The following is an 18580-nucleotide window of genomic DNA, read 5'->3' on the forward strand; positions in this document are numbered from 1 at the left end:
CCGAACTCCACAGAAGATGGGGGACGGCCATCCCGTGTCGAACTATCGCGACAGGGATGGCCTTAAATCAGACCGCCATTGCAGCCGGTTCGATGTGTTCTTCCGCCGGCGCCTCGTCCCAATTGTTGACCGGTTCGAGCGGCGGCCGACGCTTCTCGAACTCGATCAATTGCCGCTCCCGCTCCTCGATGTAGTCGCGCGAGACCGGCACGGCATCGAGAGAAGGCGAGAGCTGAAGCTGGAAGATGAAGTGTTTGTCGTAGAGGAAGGCCGTTTCGGAAGCCGCCAGATAGAACTCCCACATGCGGAAGAAGCGTTCGTCGTAGAGCCTTACCGCCTCTTCGCGGCGCGCGACGAAACGCTCACGCCAGGCCCGCAAGGTCCAGGCATAGTGCATCGGCAGGATCTCGACATCCTTCACCAGCAGCCGCATACGCTCGACCGACGGCAGAACCTCGGAGAGAGCGGGAATATAACCGCCGGGGAAGATGTACTTTTCGATCCACGGGTTGGTCGCCCAGGGCTTGTAGACCTGGCCGATCGAATGCAGCAGCATGACGCCTTCCGGCGTCAGCAACTCCTTCATCTTGTTGAAGAAATTTCCGTAATTGCCGATACCGACATGCTCGAACATGCCGACGGAGACGATGCGGTCGAACTGCCGGCCCTCAAGGGTGCGGTAGTCCTGCAGTTCGAAGCGGACACGATCGGAAAGCCCGCGCCTGGCGGCACGATCACGGGAAACCTTCAGCTGCTCCTCGCTGAGCGTGATGCCCGTGACTTCGACTCCGGAAGATTCGGCCAGATACATAGCCATCCCGCCCCAGCCGGAACCGACCTCCAGCACCTTCTGCCCCGGCTCCAGCAGAAGCTTCGCGGCGATGTGCCGCTTCTTGGCGAGCTGTGCTGCGTCGAGCGATATTCCCCGCGGCTGGAAATAGGCGCAGGAATATTGCCAGTCCTCGTCGAGGAACAGGTTGAAGAGATTGCGATCGAGATCGTAGTGATGCGCGACGTTGTTCCGGTTGCGATTGACCGGCATGCGGCTCACCAACTGCTGGCGCAGCACATGCCACAGGCCTGTGATCGTGTTGGTGGCATTTGCCGCATTCTCGATGCCGTTCGCCTTCACGATCGAAAGCACGTCGAAAATGTCACCTCTTTCGATGACGACGCGCCCATCCATGTACATTTCACCAAAGCGAAGGCCCGGGTCCCGGACGATCGCATTCTCCGCCTCCGCGTCGACGATGCGGATTGATGCCGGTTTTCCGGTGCCGTCACCCAGAACGACCTGTTCGCCGGAAGAAAAAGTCACCGTCAGGTTGCCGTTGCGCACCAGACGGCGAAGCAAAGTCAACAATGCTGCATTCATATCTCACCCCTACCAGACCTACCCACGGTGTCCTGGTGCATGAGAGATGCGAAGGGTCGGCTCGTTCGGGGCTTCCGGAGGGTTTGCGCGAGCGCGCCTCGGGAGCATACGCGAGCGCGTCCGGAAGCGGCGAGCGGCTCGGGCGTGGCGTCACGGGTATCCAGCGGGCGCGTCAGGCTCCATGTGCTTGCCCCGCCGGAAATTCGTCAGGCCAGCCGCCATCGGGCTCCTATCCATCAGAACTTCCATTAATTTAGGAAGCTTCCATGGATTGGCAATGGGTTCTCTATGGCCCCTCATAGACTTGTTTCCTTAGCAAATGAGGAAACGCGGCTATGCGCCAACGACTCCGCGCCCTCGCAAGCGAGCACGATCATGCGGGCGATCGAAATCCAGCATCGGGCCGGCAGGAACGATGCGGGTCGGATTGATGTGGGCAATGCCGTAGTAGCCGCGTTTGATATGATCGATGCGCACGCTCTCGCGGATACCCGGCCATTGATAGATTTCGCGCAGATAGTTCGACAACGCCGGGTAGTCCTCGATCCGGCGGATGTTGCATTTGAAGGCGCCATGATAGGCCGCATCGAAACGAATCAGGGTGACGAACAAGCGGATGTCCGCCTCGGTCAGGTACTCGCCTGCGAGATAACGGTTGACCGCGAGGTGTGCCTCGACTTCGTCGAGCATGCCGAACAGGCTCGACACCGCCTCATCATAGGCTTCCTGCGTCTTTGCAAAGCCGGATCGATAGACGCCGTTGTTGACCCGCTCGTAGATCGGGCCATTCCAGTGATCGATGTCTCCCCGCAGCGCCTCCGGATAGAAATCAAGCCGGTTGCCGGTCAAGTGATCAAAGGCCGAATTCAGGATGCGGATGATGTCGGCGGACTCGTTGTTGACGATCCGACCCTCCTGCATATCCCAGAGAACCGGAACCGAGACCTTGCCGGTATAGGTCGGGTCGCTCGCCACATAGAGCTCATGATGGAAACGGATCTTACCGACGCGCTCACCGGCATCGACCGGCTCGTTATAGGTCCAACCATCCTCTCCGAGCACCGGGTTGGCCACCGTAAGCCCGATGATCTCCTGCAATCCCTTGAGGTTTCTGAAGGCGATCGTGCGCGAGGCCCAGGGGCAGAGATAGGAAACGAACAGGCGGTAACGCCCGGCCTCGGCCGGCAGAGCCGGCTGGCCTTCCGGGCCTGGGCTCCCCTCTGGCGTGATCCAGCGGTGAAAGCGCGTCGGCTCCCGGTGGAATGCACCCCCTTTCATCTCGCTGGCCGCAACGTCGCCCTTGACCCATTTTCCCTCGACAAGCTGCGGCATCTCTTTTCTCCGGATCGCAAAATCAACGATAGCTACGTCTCACAGGGCTCCGCTGCGGGTCAATCGCGCGCGCGGGTGACACATCGTTCGCAATCCGCGACACGCACGTGAGGCGTGTATCAACATCCTGGCGCCACAATGTCGAGCAATCCGGATTCGAAGAGGAGAATCAGGATGAAGAAGTTCGTTGCTGCCATTGTTCTGTTTGCCGCCGTCGTCTGGCTGATGAACACGTCGCTGTTCGTCACGCCACCGGCAGGCTCGGCGAAACTGCTCGCGCACCGAGGCGTCCACCAAACCTATCCGAAGGCCAATGTCGGCAACGACACTTGCACTGCAACGATCATCGATCCGCCACAGCATTCCTATCTCGAAAATACGATCGCCTCGATGGGGGCTGCCTTCGATGCGGGCGCTGATGTCGTCGAACTCGACGTGCATCTCACGCCAGACAAACAGTTCGCCGTCTTTCACGACTGGACGCTCGACTGTCGGACCGAAGGCAAGGGCGTTACCGAAGAAACGCCGATGGCGACGCTGAAGTCTCTCGATATCGGTTACGGCTATACGGCCGATGGCGGCAAGACCTTCCCCTTCCGCGGAAAGGGCGTCGGCCAGATGCCGACGCTGGATGAGGTGCTGGCTGCCCTGCCCGACCGCAAGTTTCTCGTCAACTTCAAGAGCCGGCGCGCCGAGGAGGGCGCGGCACTCGCAACGCTGATCGAAGCGCGGCCGCAATGGCGGCAGGCTATGTTCGGGGTGTATGGCGGCGAGGAACCGACTCGCGAGACTCTGAAGCGCGTGGAAGGGATGCGCGGCTATGACCGGACGTCGACGATGGCGTGCCTAACGCGCTATCTCGGCTATGGCTGGACCGGTCTGATGCCGGAGGCTTGCCGGAACACTCTCGTCATCGTGCCCGGCAATTACGCGCATTTTCTCTGGGGTTGGCCCGACCGTTTCTCCGCCCGCATGAAAGCGGCCGGAAGCGATATCATCCTGCTCGGCCCTTATCACGGCGGCGACTTCACCACCGGGATCGATACGATGCAGGATCTGGAATTGGTCCCGCCGGGGTTTTCCGGCTACATCTGGACCAACCGTATCGAGATGATCGGCCCGGCCCTGGGAAAGCGGCAGGTCGCTGAGGCCAGGGCGAACTGAGGCGGCATCCAAGGCACGGCTTCCCCCTTGCCGTCATCGTGCGACTTTGCGCGTCTCGATAGACAGGTATCGCTGCAACGCGACGCCCGTCCTGCACGGGTACCGAGACCGTCTTGAACCGGATCGCCCCAGCTTATCGCGGGAATTCGAGGCCCATTTCGCGGAAGCGCTCGGGGTCGTCGCCCCAGTTTTCGCGCACCTTGACGAACAGGAAAAGGTGCACCGGCTGCTCGAGGATCTCGGAGATCTCCTTGCGCGACGCCGTCGAAATCGCCTTGATCGCGTCGCCGTTCTTGCCGAGCGCGATCTTCTTCTGGCTCTCGCGCTCGACGTAGATCACCTGTTCGATGCGAACCGATCCGTCCTTGCGCTCTTCCCACTTCTCGGTTTCGACATGCGAGGCATAGGGAAGCTCCTGATGCAGGCGCAGAAACAACTTCTCGCGGGTGATTTCGGCCGCGAGCTGGCGCATCGGCAAATCGGAAATCTGATCCTCCGGATAGTACCAGGGACCTTCCGGCAACGTCTCGGCGAGATAGTCCATGAGGTCCTTGCAGCCCGAACCGTTCAGCGCCGAGATCATGAAGGTGCGTTCGAACTTGATCGTCTCGTTGGCCGCAGCCGCGAGCTTCAAAAGATCCTCCGGCCGTACCTGGTCGATCTTGTTCAACACGAGGATCTTCGGCTGGTGCACTTCCTTCAGCCCCTCGAGGATCGCTTCCGCATCACCCTTCAGGCCACGCTCGCTATCGATCAGGAGCATGATCACGTCCGCATCCTTGGCGCCGCCCCAGGCGGTCGTGACCATGGCACGGTCGAGCCGCCGCCGCGGCTTGAAGATGCCGGGCGTGTCCATGAAGACGATCTGAGCGTTGTCGTGGATGGCAATGCCGCGCACGATCGCGCGCGTGGTCTGCACCTTGTGGCTGACGATCGAAACCTTGGCGCCGACGAGGCGGTTGACCAAGGTCGACTTGCCTGCGTTGGTCGCGCCGATCAGCGCCACGAAACCCGAGTGGGTCGGCGCGCCTTCAGCGGCCGTATCTTTTTCCATGTCCGTCATTTTTTCCGTCAATTTCCGGCGGAGTTTTTCCGCCACACGCCTTCGCGTTCCAGCAATTTCATCGCGGCGACCTGCTCGGCGCCACGCTTGGACCTGTCGATCCCGGTCTCCGGCGCGACCCCCGCGATCTCCACGGTTACCGTGAAGCGGGGATCATGATCCGGGCCGGAACGATCGTCCGTCCTGTAAGTCGGCGCGATGCCAAACTTGGCATGCGCCCATTCCTGCAATTCGGTCTTCGCATCGCGGCGGGCACCGTCGGCGCGGACCGCCCGATCCTTCCAATGGCGCAGCACGAAGCCGCGGGCGGCCTCAAGGCCCCCATCGAGATAGATGGCGGCGATAAGCGACTCTACCACATCGGCGCGCACATTCATCATCGCCTTGCCGGTAATCTTCTTGACGTCGGAACCGGTGCGGATGAATTGGTGCAGTTCGAGATCGTCGGCGACCATAGCGCAGCTTTCGGCGCTGACGAGCTGGTTCAGCCGTACCGACAGCTCGCCTTCATTTGCATCGCGAAACGTCTGGAACAGAAGTTCGGCAATGCAGAGCCCAAGTACCCGGTCGCCCAGGAACTCCAGGCGCTGATAGTTGGAGCCTTTGGCGCTACGGGCGCTGGAATGGGTGAGCGCCCGATCCAGGCGCTCCTTCTCAGCAAACTGATAGCCAATCACGGTCTCGAGTTTTGCCCGATCCTCCGCGCTCAGCGACCGCGACTTCATTATTCGACCGCCTTGAACAGACGATCGTAACGCAGGTTCGCCGGCCACTTCCAGACTTCGCGGAACGAGGTGTCGTTGCCGAGCGAGAAGAAGATCATGCTGGCGCGGCCAACCAGGTTCTCGGCCGGGACGAAGCCGACGTCGAAGCGGCTGTCGGCCGAGTTGTCGCGGTTGTCGCCCATCATGAAGTAGTGACCTTCGGGCACGATGAATTCGCGGGTGTTGTCGCCGCGCGAATCCGGGAACTGGTCGAGCGTGTCGTAGGACACGCCGTTGTCCATCGTCTCACGATAGACCGGGACGTCTCCGCCGGTGTCGTACTGATCGTCGGCGCGGAAAGCACCGTCCGGCACGCGGTCGACCGGCTTGTCGTTGATGTAGAGGATGCTGTTGCGAACCTGGACGCGATCCCCCGGCAGGCCGACGAGGCGCTTGATATAGTCGATATCGGGGTTCGGCGGGAAGCGGAAGACGACGATATCGCCACGCTTCGGCTCGCTGGCGAAAATGCGGCCGGAGAACAGATCGGGAGAAAGCGGCAGCGAATACTTGGAAAAACCGTAGGCGAACTTGTTGACGAAGATGTAGTCGCCGACGAGCAGCGTCGGCATCATCGAGCCCGAGGGAATGGTGAAGGGCTGAAAGAGAACGGTACGGATGACTACGGCCAGGAGGAGCGCCTGGATAACGACCTTCACGTTTTCCCAGAGACCGCTCTGCTTCGCTTCTGTCTTTTCTGCCACGCTAGTGTCTTCCTTTATCATGGCAACGCCCTCACCGGGGCTTGCTCTTAACTTTCTTCCGCAGTTCTGATCCCACCTTCAAACTGCGTACAATCCGGTCTCATATGCTGCAGACTGCCTGCCCTTCAATCGCCTCGGACCGGGTTTTCCAGCGGAATGCTCTAAACCGTTCCCTCAACCGGGGCAACGGGCAGCGCTTCGATAATCACGAAGGCCTGCGCCAGAGGAAAATCGTCGGTGATCGTTAGGTGAATAGCCGCCCGGTGATGGGGCGGCAGCATCTGCGCCAGACGCTCCGCTGCACCGCCGGTGAGGTTCATTGTCGGTTTGCCGCCGGGCAAATTGATGACGCCCATGTCCTTCCAGAAGACGCCCTGCGCAAGACCCGTCCCCAGCGCCTTCGAACAGGCTTCCTTGGCGGCGAAGCGCTTGGCGTAGGACGCAGCCCTATTCTTCCGGCCTTCGGACTTGGCGATCTCGATTTCCGTGAAACAGCGCTGCACGAAGCGCTCGCCGAAGCGAGAAAGCGAGTTTTCGATCCGCCTGATATCGATCAGGTCGCTGCCTATGCCAATGATCATGAGGAAGATCCGAAGTCTTTGGTGCGCGCCCGGCGTCGCTTTTGAAAGATGCGAGCAGCGTGGTAGGCCGCAAGATAGGAAATCAGCGCGCCGGCGGCGGCCAGCGGCAGGGAACCGATGAGCATCGGCTTGAAGACCGGTCCCCAAAGGGCAGAGAGGTCAAGGTGCTCGACCATGCGCATCACGTCGGCGCTGCTGGCGGCGTGCGCGCTTTCCACACCCAAGATGGCGATGCCCAACTCATAGGACGCGGTCAGGATCATCGGGATCGTCACCGGATTGGCAAGCGCGGTGGTGATCGCGGCGGCAACCAGATTGCCGGAGAACACGAAGGCCAGAGCGACGGCTATGACGATGTGCAGGCCGAAGAACGGCGTAAACGACGACGCTACGCCCGCAGCCACCCCGACAGCAATCGAGTGCGGCGTCGAGGAGAGGCGCAGGATCCGCAAGGTAATGTAGCGCGGACCACGCCGAAAGCCCTTGCGCGGCCAAAGGAGTGCGCGGAGCCTTTCGGAAATCGTGACCGGGTTTCTGCGTCTAAATAACATTCTGCCGTCATGACCGCATCTTGGAGCCGTCGACCGGCACAAGACGGCGCGTCCGCCTGTTTGCTGGCCGCAAGATAGGCGTCATGGCTGCGGCTTGCAACCCGCCGGCGCGCCGCGCATATGTCGCAGGCAAGCCATTCACGGAACGCATGGCTTCAGCATCCCGCCACCAGACGGGACGCGATCGACTTAGTAGTTGCGGAACAGGCCGCGATCGATCTGGCGCTGACGGTACTCGAGATCGATGCGATCGACCGAACTATTGAGATAGGCGAGCTCGCGCTCTTCCTGAGTGGGGACGCGCAGTGCGCGGGTGATCTTCTTCAACTGATTGAACATGGCAAACCTCTTTGTTTACCTCCCGATACAGAAGATAGTTTAGAAGTCCCTTTTCCACCAGTTCCAGGAAAAGGCGGCAGCCATGCAGTCAGAGCATGCCTTGCCGCTTTGCCATGCACCTCGTGCCTGTTTTTGAGGCAGCGACATGTAGAACCAAGGGCCACGGCGGCCCTGCAGGCGCCGCGCCGGTTGGCTCATTCAAAGAGGCGCTTCACCGTGGACACGCTCGGAAGCTCCTTGAGCTGCGTGATCAGATGGTTGAGCTGGCGCAGATCCCAGACTTCAAGATCGAACTGCAGCTCGCTGAAGTCCGCCGCCACGCGGCCCATCGAGAGTGAGCGGATATTGACGTCGCTGGTCGCGATCGCCTGAGCCACTTCGGCCAGCGTTCCCGGCTCATTCAGGGCGCTGATTGCAATCCGAGCCATGAAGCGGCTGCTGTTGGCTTCGTCCAGATCCCAGCGCACATCGATCCAGCGCTCCGGTTCGTCGTCGAATTTCTGCAGGATGGGCGACTGGATCGGATAGATGGTGATGCCCTTGTCCTTTTCCATGATGCCGACGATACGATCGCCGGGAATGGCACCGGCGGGGCTGAAATGCACCTCGGCATTGCCGGAGAGACCGCGGATTGGAAGCGCTTCCGGCCCTTCGACCTGTACTGCGCCGTTCGCATCCTTACCAAGCCCCGGCAGTTTGAACACCATGCCGGCGGCGCTGCGCATGTTGAACCAGCCATCGTCGGCGCTCGGCTTCACCGTCACGCGCTCATCCTGGTGATCCGGGAAGACCGCGCGCAGGACATCGAGCGAAGAGAGCTCGCCGCGACCGACCGCAGCGATCGCGTCTTCGACTTCCTTCTGACCGAGACGATGCAGCGCCGGCTTCAGCGCCTCGCGCGAAAACGTCTTGCTGGCGCGCTCGAAGGTGCGCTCCAGAATGCGATAGCCGAGGCCGGCATATTGCTTGCGAACCGCGGCGCGCGTCGCGCGGCGGATCGCCGAGCGCGCCTTGCCGGTGACGACGATCTCTTCCCAGGCCGGCGGCGGCACCTGAATGCCCGAGCGAATGATCTCCACCTCGTCACCATTGTTGAGGCGTGTGACCAGCGGCATGATGCGGCCGTTGATCTTGGCGCCGACGCAGGTGTCGCCGATGTTGGTGTGTACGGCGTAGGCGAAGTCGATCGGCGTCGCGCCACGCGGCAGCGCGATGAGCTGCCCCTTGGGCGTGAAGCAGAACACCTGATCCTGGAACAGCTCGAGCTTGGTGTGCTCGAGGAATTCTTCGGGGTTGTCGCCCTCCGCGAGGGATTCGATCGTGCGCCTGAGCCAGGAATAGGCGTTCGACGTCGGCGAAAGGGCCTGATCCGCCGAGTTCCCCTCCCCGTCCTTGTAGAGCGAGTGGGCCGCGATACCGTATTCGGCGATATCGTTCATGCGCCGCGTGCGGATCTGCAGCTCGATGCGCTGGCGCGAAGGGCCGACGATCGTGGTGTGGATCGACTGATAGTCGTTCTGCTTCGGCGTCGAGATGTAGTCCTTGAAGCGACCTGGAACAACGCGCCAGCGGGTGTGCACGATGCCGAGCGCCCGGTAGCAGGACGGGATGTCATCGACGATGATGCGGAAACCCCAGACGTCGGAAAGCTGTTCGAAGGACAGCGACTTCGACTGCATCTTGCGGAAGACCGAATAGGGCTTCTTCTGGCGGCCCTTGACCTGCGCAGCCTTCAGGCCTTCGGCCTGAAGCAGTTCGCGCAACTCGTCCTCGATCTTCTTGATCAGACCTTCGTTGCGCTGGGAAAGCTCTTCCAGTCGCCTAGTGACCGTCTCGAAAGCTTCCGGGTTGATGTGGCGGAACGAGAGATTTTCGAGCTCTTCGCGCATATCCTGCATACCCATGCGGCCGGCGAGCGGCGCATAGATATCCATCGTTTCTTCGGAGATGCGGGCCCGCTTTTCCGCCGACATGTGGTCGAGCGTGCGCATGTTGTGCAGCCGGTCGGCAAGCTTGACCAAAAGCACACGCACGTCGTCCGAGATCGCCAGCAGCAGTTTGCGCAGGTTCTCAGCCTGCTTGGCCTTCTTGGTGACGAGATCGAGCTTCTTGATCTTCGTCAGCCCCTCGACGAGCGCACCGATGTCTTCGCCGAAGAGATCATCAATCTCCTGGCGGGTCGCGGTCGTGTCTTCGATCGTGTCGTGCAGCAGCGCGACCGCAATGGTCGACTCGTCGAGCCGCATTTCCGTCAGGATCGCAGCCACTTCCAGGGGATGAGAGATATAGGGATCGCCGCTTGCCCGCTTCTGCTGGCCATGCTTCTGCATCGCATAGACGTAGGCCTTGTTCAGCAAGGCTTCATTGACGTCGGGCTTGTATTTTTGCACGCGCTCAACGAGCTCGTATTGGCGCATCATTCGCTAGCGGTCCTCTGGATCAGGGTGATTTTAGGTCGAAACGACCTAAATCATAAACGTAATCGTTTCTCATAAGGTAGAGCGGGATGCGGGCGGACAACCGCATCCACTTTTCCTCATCCCGCTCCAGAAGAAATCAATAAAAAAGTGCGCCAATCATACGAGTGGCGCACTGCTTTGAAAACACGCAGGAACGGTCGTTCCGCGAAGGATCTCAGTAGTCGTCGCTCTTTTCCGGCGGCACAAGACCTTCGATGCCGGCCAGCAGTTCTTCTTCCGACATGCGGTCGAACGTGATCGCTTCCGGCTGATCTTCGTCTTCGGCAACTTCGGTGAAGGTGGTTTCCGCTTCCGATTGAAGCAGCGAAGCCGGATCGGGCTCGGGCTCGTCCACTTCAACATGCTTCTGCAGCGAATGGATCAGATCTTCCTTGAGGTCGCCGGGAGAAAGCGTCTCATCGGCGATCTCGCGCAGCGCAACGACCGGGTTCTTGTCGTTGTCGCGGTCGATGGTGATGGCGGCACCCTGGGAAATCAGGCGCGCGCGGTGGCTGGCAAGCAGAACGAGTTCGAAACGGTTATCGACCTTGTCGATGCAATCTTCGACGGTGACGCGGGCCATTGCCTGTCCTTTTGGGCTCGAAGCGCGGCGGCATCGCCGCTGCACGGATTGACGACACGAAACCGGAACGGCCGTCTAGCGACGGCCTCGTCGGCTCCGATTTCTGGAATTAGCCGCCCGGATACAATCAAAACAAGACAAGTTCAAGTTTTTCCTGCAAGTGCCGCTCACGTAACGTCACACTTCGTGATAAAATGCGATCATAATGGGCTGGAAAACCTTAGCCGCAAACATCTGGTTGCATCATTGGCCTCGACGCCAAAACGCCTGGTAGAAAAGGCACTCCAGGGATGTGGACTATCTATAGCAACTGCTAAAACTAGCTATATTCGCGAGCGCCCTGCTGGAATAATGCAATGCCTAGCCTACATTATTTGCAATATCAGCAATTATTAATGTAACCGACTTATTTTTGCGTATCGGCCGGCAGCGGGCATTTGATGCGCCGGCATTGAAAAGGAAAGACGATGTTTGATCCCCGCGAAAAGATCGCACTTTTTATCGACGGCGCCAATCTCTACGCGGCATCGAAGAGCCTCGGCTTTGACATTGACTATCGCAAACTCCTGAAAGCCTTTCAAAAACGCGGTTACCTGCTGCGCGCCTACTACTACACCGCCCTCATTGAAGATCAGGAATATTCTTCGATCCGCCCGCTGATCGACTGGCTAGACTACAATGGTTACAAGGTCGTGACGAAGCCGGCCAAAGAATTCACCGACTCACTTGGCCGCCGCAAGATCAAGGGCAACATGGACATCGAACTGGCGATCGATGCGATGGAACAGTCCGAGACCGTCGATCACCTCGTCATCTTCTCCGGTGACGGCGACTTCACCACACTCGTCGAAGCGCTGCAGCGCAAGGGCCGCAAGGTCTCGGTCGTGTCGACAATGTCCACCCAGCCACCGATGATTGCCGACGACCTTCGTCGCCAGGCCGATCACTTCATCGACCTCGCAACGCTGCGGGCCGAAATCGGCCGCGAGCCTTCCGAACGCACGCCGCGGCATACGGCCGAACCGGTGGCGGACCCCGTCGAAATCTAAAGCGGCGATCTAGCGGACCAAGGATCGCTTAGATCATTTCATTGTCTCATCGAAACACTGAAGTGATCTAAGTCTTTGAAATTACGCAATTCCGGACGGAAAACCGTTTCGCACTTTTCCTGGAATTGCTCTAGCCACGATCCTTCAGCAGGCGGTTTTTCTGCCGGTTCCAATCGCGCTCTTTCGAGGTCTCGCGCTTGTCGTGGAGCTTCTTGCCTTTGCCGAGCGCCAGTTCGAGCTTGGCCCGACCGCGCTCGTTGAAGTAGATGCGCAGCGGGATCAGCGACATGCCTTCGCGATTGACCGCGCCCTGCAGACGATTGACCTCGCGCTTCGACAGAAGCAGTTTCCGCCGCCGCCGCGTTTCATGGTTGAAGCGGTTCGCCTGCAGATACTCCGGCAGATAGGAGTTGATCAGCCAGATCTCTCCACCTTCGTCCGTCGCATAGGATTCAGCAATGTTGGCCTTGCCTTCGCGCAACGACTTGACCTCGGTGCCGGTCAGAACCAGACCGGCCTCGTAGGTGTCGACGATCTCGTAGTTGAAGCGGGCCTTTCGGTTTTCCGCCACAACCTTGTTGACCGTGCGCTGGCTTCCTTTGGGTGCCATCAGTTCATCAATCCTGCATGCCTCAGCGCCGCGTCGATCGCCGCTTCGGTTGCCGGCTCCAGCGTCGACAGCAGCGGCGAACGCACGGTGCGGCTCATCCGGCCGAGGCGGTTCAGCGCATATTTCGCGCCGCAAAGGCCGGGCTCCATAAAGATCGCCTTGTGCAGCGGCATCAGCTTGTCCTGATAGGCAAGCGCCTTGGCGAATTCACCGGCAAGCGTCGCCTCCTGGAACTCGGCGCAGAGGCGCGGAGCCACGTTGGCCGTGACGGAAATGCAGCCGACGCCCCCATGGGCATTGAAGCCGAGTGCCGTCGCGTCCTCGCCGGAGAGCTGAACGAAATCCGGACCGCAGGCCATGCGCTGTTCCGAAACGCGCTCGATCTTGCCGGTCGCATCCTTGACGCCGATGATGTTCGCATAGGCCTTGCTAAGCGCCGCCATGGTCTCGACACTCATATCCACGACCGACCGGCCGGGGATGTTGTAGATGACGATCGGCAGCTTCACGCTTTCGGCGATCGCGGCATAATGCGCGAAGAGGCCCTTCTGCGTCGGCTTGTTGTAATAGGGCGTGACAACGAGGATCGCATCGGCACCAGCCTTTTCGGCATGCTGCGCGAGCTCGACTGCTTCCGTCGTGTTGTTGGAGCCGGCGCCGGCGATCACCGGCACCCGCTTGGCCGCCGCCTCGATGCAGAGCTCGACGACTTTCTTGTGCTCGTCATGGGAAAGGGTCGGAGACTCGCCGGTGGTGCCGACCGGCACGAGACCATGGCTGCCTTCTTTTATCTGCCATTCCACATGCGCGACGAAACCATCCGCATCCACCGCGCCGGTGGCGGTGAACGGTGTTACGAGAGCGGGAATGGAACCCTTGAACATGCACAACTCCTGACGGCGCAAAGACGCAAAATGCACTCATGCTTTGGCCGTAATCGACGGTTAAAAAACTGCCGCACCATAATCATGTGAGGGGGCTGCGGCAAGCGTCGTGACACGGCATTTCACGCCGGTTTTCATGCAAAAGCTTGACGTTCGGCCCGCATAATGGTCCCGCTCCGCCATAGGCCTGGGGCGGCATGGTGCGATTGCCATGATCAATATTGGCCGCTAGTCTTGCCTCAGACAATCCGGCGGCAGCTGAATGTGAGACACGGGGAACACGGCCTCTTGATGCGCGGATCAAATTTTCTGCCTGTCGCCGCCATCGTCGGCGCTGCGTTGCTCACATCGCCGGCCTTCAGTTCCGAAACGCCGGAACGGATACCGGTTCCGGCGCATAAACCCGACATATCGAACAAGGCCGCGCAGGTTGCCGTCGACGAAACCACCAATGCCATTCCGGCGATCGTCACCCCGGTCAACAGCGATCTGAAGACGGGCCTCGACGCCCTCTCCAACCGGCAGCCGGCGACCGCGATTTCCGTGCGCAATGCCATGAGCCGCGATGCACTCGACCGTCACATCCTGACCTGGGCGATTGCCGTTTCCGGCCAGCGCGGCATTCCTTCCTTTGAGATCGCCGATGCCCAGCGCGAACTTCAGGGATGGCCCGGCCTGAAATCCCTGCGCGCCAATTCGGAGCGGGCGCTCTATCGCGAAAACCCGCCGGCGCCGGACGTCCTTGACGCCTTTGGCAACACGCAGCCCGAGACAACCGAGGGAACCCTCATCCTGGCTCGTGCCCTTGTCGCCCAGGGACAAACGGAAGCAGCGGCGAAACGGTTGCTCGGAATTTGGCAACGGGACGCGCTCGACAAGGATATCGAGACCCGGATTCTCGCGGAGTTCTCCAGTCTACTAACACCCGCCGATCATCAGCGGCGCATGGCCATGCTCCTCTACCGCAATCGCGTCGAACAGGCCGAACGCTTTGGCGATCTCGGCAAGGCGCAGTCGCTCTATCGTGCCTGGGCAGCAGTCAGCCGCGGCAACGACAAGGCAGATGCGCTGATCGCGGCGGTCGATCCTTCCTGGCGCAAGGATCCCGCCTATCTCTTCATTCAGATCGAGTCCTTGCGCAAACAGAAGAAGTACGAGGAAGCGGCCAAGCTGCTTGCCCGTATGCCAAGGGACAGAGGGGTGCTCGTCAATCCTGGCGAATGGTGGATCGAGCAACGCGTTGTCAGCCGAGGCCTGCTCGACGCCGGCGACTTCAAGGGCGCCTACCGGATCGCGGCCGGTCATATGGCCACGGAGGCGACCGATATCGTCGATGCCGAATTCCACGCCGGCTGGTATGCACTACGCGGCATGGAAGATCCGGCGATCGCAGCTCGCCATTTCCGCCGCATCCTCGATGCGTCAAACCGCCCGCTTTCCGCCTCCCGCGCCTGGTACTGGCTGGGCCGGTCGGCCGAGGCCGGCGGACCGGGCAATGCCAGCGAGTATTTCGCCAATGCGGCGCGCTACCCCGGCACCTTCTATGGTCAACTCGCAGCCGCCCGGCTTGGCCGCAAGGCGCTGAACGTCGCCTACCCTGCCCCGTCGGCGGGCGATCGGACACAATTCGAAAATCGCGAGGCGGTGCGGGCGATCTCCCGCCTTGAAAGCGCCGGCCATGCCTGGCGCGCCGACAGTATCTACCGTGCGCTTGCCGAAGAACTGAACAGTCCCGGCGAACTCGCCCTGCTTTCGGCGCGCGCCGAGAAGGCCGGAAACCACCAGCTTTCGCTCCAGATCGGCAAGATTGCATTCGGACGCGGCATCGATGTCGCGGCGCTCGCCTTTCCCGTCGGCGTGATCCCTTCAAGCGCCAATATCGACGGTTCCGGCAAGGCGCTCGCCTATGCGATCGCGCGGCAGGAGAGTGCCTTCAATCCCGCAGCCATCTCCACCGCCAATGCCCGCGGCCTGCTGCAACTGATGCCGGGTACCGCCAAGGGCGTCGCCAGCCGCTATGGCCTTGCCTATTCGCAGGACCGGCTGACCAGCGATGCCGGCTACAACGCCACGCTTGGCGCGCACTATCTCGGCGAACAGATCAGTAGTTTTGGCGGGTCCTATATCCTGACCTTCATCGCCTACAACGCCGGACCGCGCCGTGTTCCGGAATGGCTTGGCCGCTATGGCGATCCGCGCGGCAAACCGATCGACGAAGTCGTCGACTGGATCGAGCGCATTCCATTCCAGGAGACCCGCAATTATGTGCAGCGGGTCATGGAAAACTATCAGGTTTACAAGTCGAGGCTCGGGCAGAACGCCGACATCGTCGAAGATCTGAGGGTGGGGCGGCAATAGCCGAACGCGCCACCCGCCGTTCAAGCAATCGTGATGATCGCCGGCGGCACAAAAGGCGGCTTAAGCCATTTCCCTTCTGAAGGTTCGATCTTTCCTGAAGGAAATGGTGAACACAATGAAGACCTTATCCATTATCGCCCTGTCTCTGGCGACGGCAATGAGCAGTGTTCCGCCTGCCAATGCATTCCCGATCGCTCCGCAGGTATCTCGAACGACTGACATTCAAAAGGCTCAGTTCCCATACGAGCGCGGCGAAGCCCGAAAGAACCGCCCCAGTTGTGTCGTTCCTTATTGCGAGCGCGGCGGCCGGCGCGGCTATTACCGGGATGGCGATAGACGCGGATACTATCGGGACGGCTATTACCGGGATGGCTACTATCGCGACCGTTATCGCCGCCACTACCACAACGACAATGATGTCGGCGCTTTCATTGGTGGGCTTGCGGCAGGCGCAATCGTCGGCGGTTTGCTGAGTCAGCCGCGATACTACAATGGGTCGCGTGCAGTCAGCGGCAATGCCCATACGCGCTGGTGCTACGCCCGCTATCGGTCCTATCGCGCCTGGGACAACTCGTATCAGCCCTATGGCGGTCCACGGCGACAATGCTCGCCCTACTGACAAGGCAGATGACCACGTTCGCAAGTAGCGCGCTGTTAGCGAGCCATTCGCAGCGAATGCGCGCTATGCACGCGCCTTGCCCTTTCACCTCGAGCCGCTACGATCCTGCCGTTAGCGGTTGGAGGCAGGCAGACGATGAATCAAGGCGGGTTTCGGGAGCATCGGTTCCTCGCGGCTGATGATTTGCAACTCTACGTGCGGAGCTACGGCCTTGTGCGTCCCACACCTGCAGTTCCGATCATCTGCCTGCCGGGCCTCACCCGCAACAGCCGCGATTTTCACGAACTCGCAATCTTTTTGTCGTCACCGTGCGGTGGCGGACACACCGTCTTCTCACTCGATTATCGCGGCCGAGGCAATTCGCAGCGTGACGACGACAAGAGCCACTACTCAATCGCAATCGAAACAACCGACGTCATTGCGGCCTGCACGCATCTGGGGATTGATCGTGCAGTTTTTATCGGCACTTCCCGCGGGGGGCTGATCCTGCACCACCTCATCGGGGTTGCACCCGGCCTCATCGCAGGCGCGGTGCTCAATGACATTGGGCCCGTCATCGAAATCGAGGGCCTGCTGGCCATCCGGGACTATCTCCACAAGGAGCCAGGCGAGCCGACAAGCTGGTCCATGGCGCCTGGCTATCTGAAAGAACTCCACGGAGCCGATTTCCCGATCCTTGGCGAACGCGATTGGCTACAAATGGCAAAGGCGGTCTACCGCGACGAGGACGGCACGCCGGTGCCAGATTTTGATGTAGCCATCGCGCAGCAACTGCTTGGCCTGACCGCTGAGACATTGTTGCCAGATCTCTGGCCGCAGTATGGGGCCCTTTCCCGGATGCCGCTTTTGGTTATCAGAGGCGAGCACTCCCGGCTACTCTCGGAAGGGACGGTAAGCGAGATGTGCAAACGACATTCGGGAACGGTAGCATTCACCGCACGAGGTCAAGGCCATGCACCGCTACTGCACCTCGACGGCCCTCGCCAGGCAGTGAGCGCCTTTGTCACCGCCATCACAACTGCGGCGCCAAGCTAGCACCGATCGGCTGCACTCAGAGGGCCATCTCGACCATTGACCTCGACGGGCGCATGCACCCGGCTTAACCGGGTCGCGTCGCCGGCGCGTGGCTGAGCGTTGCACAATTCAGAAACGAAAAAACCCGGCTCGAAAGCCGGGTTTCTCTCTCCTGACCGAAGTCAGACGATATTAGAAGTCGCGCTGCAGACGGACGAAGCCGAATACCTGGTCGTCGCTGTTGTCAGCATCTTCATACTGAACCGAAACGCGGGTCGCGAGGCCTTCGGTGATCTTGTAGTCAACCGTTACGCCAGCGCGCCACATGTCGTCGCTACCGAAATCGGTGAACGAGTCCTGCAGGCTGCCGAAGTACTGAACGCCGGGGGTGATGGCGAGCTTGTCGGTAGCGTTCCAGCGGTAAGAAGCTGCAACGGTCCACTCGGATTCAGCCCAGTAGGTGTTCGGGTTCGAAGCCCAGATACCAGCGAGCTGGAAGACGCCCGGGCCGAGGTCAGCCGAGAGCAGAGCGCGGATCGCGCCTTCTTCCCATTCGGTGTCGTAGCCGCCGAGCAAGTCGAAGGAAACGCCGCCGACCGAAGCCGAAACGATACCGGAGACGCCGATGCCGTTTGCCTTGGTGGACCAGCCTTCGAGCTCGTCAACCGAGATACCGGCCTGGAACGAACCGCCGTCGTAGAGGTAGGCGATCGAGTTGAACTCGGTGACGTTGCCGAGCGTGTCGGTTTCGCCGTTCAGGCCCTTATCCCACCAGTTGTAGAAGAAACCAGCCTTGAGGCCACCGAGCTGGATGTAGGCTTCATCAACGTCGATGAAGTCGCTGTCGCCAGAGTCGGTGTCGTTGTCGGCGTTGAACTCAGCAGCGAAGAAGCCGGTGAGCGTGCCGTACTCGGTGTCGCTCTTGGCGTCGAACGAGATGTAAGCGCGCGAGAAGGCATCCCAGTCCGAAGTGGAATAGTTCGGGCCGCCGTTGCCGAGGAAGTCATGGTTCGCCTGGTTGTAACGGCTCTGCGAGGCGTTGTCACCGAACGAAGTCTGGAAACGGATGAAGCCGCCGATCTTGAGGCAGGTTTCGGTGCCCGGGATGTAGAAGTAGCCAGTGCCGAAAGC

18 protein-coding genes are annotated in these 18580 nt (G+C 60.5%); 5 read left to right on the forward strand and 13 right to left on the reverse strand.

Going from position 1 to position 18580, the window contains the following annotated elements; translation table 11 throughout:
• Positions 1 to 67: 67 nt before the first annotated feature.
• The gene (locus AC070A_RS19710; RefSeq protein WP_113737603.1) at positions 68 to 1375 is read right to left on the reverse strand and encodes a cyclopropane fatty acid synthase; all 1308 of its coding nucleotides are present in this window, start codon (positions 1373 to 1375) and stop codon (positions 68 to 70) included.
• 333 nt (positions 1376 to 1708) lie between these two features.
• The gene (locus tag AC070A_RS19715) at positions 1709 to 2707 is read right to left on the reverse strand and encodes a glutathione S-transferase family protein (RefSeq protein WP_110878144.1); all 999 of its coding nucleotides are present in this window, start codon (positions 2705 to 2707) and stop codon (positions 1709 to 1711) included.
• Positions 2708 to 2881: 174 nt separating this feature from the next.
• Between AC070A_RS19715 and AC070A_RS19720 the strand changes: the two genes are divergently transcribed.
• Positions 2882 to 3871, forward strand: coding sequence for a glycerophosphodiester phosphodiesterase family protein (locus AC070A_RS19720; protein ID WP_093232143.1), 990 nt, complete (start codon positions 2882 to 2884; stop codon positions 3869 to 3871).
• 133 nt (positions 3872 to 4004) lie between these two features.
• Here the strand turns inward: AC070A_RS19720 and era are convergent, their stop codons facing one another.
• From era to rpoZ, 8 genes are all read right to left on the reverse strand, one after another.
• Positions 4005 to 4934 (reverse strand): GTPase Era, encoded by a 930-nt coding sequence (era, locus tag AC070A_RS19725; RefSeq protein ID WP_057252807.1) that lies wholly within the window; start codon positions 4932 to 4934, stop codon positions 4005 to 4007.
• An 8-nt stretch (positions 4935 to 4942) separates the two neighbouring features.
• Positions 4943 to 5659, reverse strand: coding sequence for a ribonuclease III (rnc, locus tag AC070A_RS19730; protein WP_093232142.1), 717 nt, complete (start codon positions 5657 to 5659; stop codon positions 4943 to 4945).
• Positions 5659 to 6402, reverse strand: a complete 744-nt coding sequence (gene lepB, locus AC070A_RS19735) for a signal peptidase I (protein ID WP_058320269.1) — start codon at positions 6400 to 6402, stop codon at positions 5659 to 5661. Before lepB ends, rnc begins: the two co-directional genes overlap by 1 nt.
• A gap of 161 nt (positions 6403 to 6563) precedes the next feature.
• Positions 6564 to 6983: a holo-ACP synthase gene (gene acpS, locus AC070A_RS19740; RefSeq protein ID WP_058320270.1), complete on the reverse strand. Its 420-nt coding sequence runs from the start codon at positions 6981 to 6983 to the stop codon at positions 6564 to 6566.
• Entirely contained in the window at positions 6980 to 7435 is a 456-nt protein-coding gene (locus AC070A_RS19745) for a DUF2062 domain-containing protein (RefSeq protein ID WP_245296263.1), read from the reverse strand. Before AC070A_RS19745 ends, acpS begins: the two co-directional genes overlap by 4 nt.
• A 288-nt stretch (positions 7436 to 7723) precedes the next feature.
• Positions 7724 to 7873, reverse strand: coding sequence for a DUF3563 family protein (locus tag AC070A_RS19750; RefSeq protein WP_065377015.1), 150 nt, complete (start codon positions 7871 to 7873; stop codon positions 7724 to 7726).
• A gap of 194 nt (positions 7874 to 8067) precedes the next feature.
• Positions 8068 to 10293, reverse strand: coding sequence for a RelA/SpoT family protein (locus tag AC070A_RS19755; RefSeq protein WP_057252812.1), 2226 nt, complete (start codon positions 10291 to 10293; stop codon positions 8068 to 8070).
• Between the two features lie 214 nt (positions 10294 to 10507).
• Positions 10508 to 10915, reverse strand: coding sequence for a DNA-directed RNA polymerase subunit omega (gene rpoZ / locus AC070A_RS19760; RefSeq protein ID WP_057252814.1), 408 nt, complete (start codon positions 10913 to 10915; stop codon positions 10508 to 10510).
• A 467-nt stretch (positions 10916 to 11382) separates the two neighbouring features.
• On the opposite strand from rpoZ, the gene AC070A_RS19765 reads away from it, so the two are divergent.
• Positions 11383 to 11964 carry a LabA-like NYN domain-containing protein gene (locus tag AC070A_RS19765; protein WP_057252816.1) on the forward strand — a complete coding sequence of 194 codons (582 nt, stop codon included), beginning with the start codon at positions 11383 to 11385 and terminating at the stop codon, positions 11962 to 11964.
• 130 nt (positions 11965 to 12094) lie between these two features.
• Here AC070A_RS19765 and smpB read toward each other — a convergent pair whose 3' ends face one another.
• Both smpB and dapA read right to left on the reverse strand, forming a co-directional pair.
• A complete protein-coding gene (gene smpB / locus AC070A_RS19770) occupies positions 12095 to 12574 on the reverse strand; it encodes an SsrA-binding protein SmpB (RefSeq protein ID WP_057252818.1) in 480 nt (159 codons plus the stop codon).
• Positions 12574 to 13458 carry a 4-hydroxy-tetrahydrodipicolinate synthase gene (dapA, locus tag AC070A_RS19775; RefSeq protein ID WP_057252820.1) on the reverse strand — a complete coding sequence of 295 codons (885 nt, stop codon included), beginning with the start codon at positions 13456 to 13458 and terminating at the stop codon, positions 12574 to 12576. The genes smpB and dapA overlap by 1 nt, the downstream gene beginning before the upstream one ends.
• 291 nt (positions 13459 to 13749) lie before the next feature.
• Here dapA and AC070A_RS19780 point away from each other — a divergent pair, with 291 nt between their 5' ends.
• From AC070A_RS19780 to AC070A_RS19790, 3 genes are all read left to right on the forward strand, one after another.
• Positions 13750 to 15816, forward strand: coding sequence for a transglycosylase SLT domain-containing protein (locus AC070A_RS19780; RefSeq protein ID WP_162771002.1), 2067 nt, complete (start codon positions 13750 to 13752; stop codon positions 15814 to 15816).
• A gap of 115 nt (positions 15817 to 15931) precedes the next feature.
• The gene (locus AC070A_RS19785; protein ID WP_082615971.1) at positions 15932 to 16435 is read left to right on the forward strand and encodes a BA14K family protein; all 504 of its coding nucleotides are present in this window, start codon (positions 15932 to 15934) and stop codon (positions 16433 to 16435) included.
• Between the two features lie 135 nt (positions 16436 to 16570).
• On the forward strand, positions 16571 to 17470 hold the full coding sequence (locus AC070A_RS19790) for an alpha/beta fold hydrolase (RefSeq protein ID WP_113737605.1): 900 nt from the start codon (positions 16571 to 16573) through the stop codon (positions 17468 to 17470).
• A gap of 171 nt (positions 17471 to 17641) precedes the next feature.
• Here AC070A_RS19790 and AC070A_RS19795 read toward each other — a convergent pair.
• Positions 17642 to 18580 (reverse strand): porin (locus AC070A_RS19795; protein WP_494773567.1); only part of this gene is annotated, 939 nt, incomplete at its 5' end.

The organism is Ensifer sp. GW101-20A05, assembly GCF_059424735.1.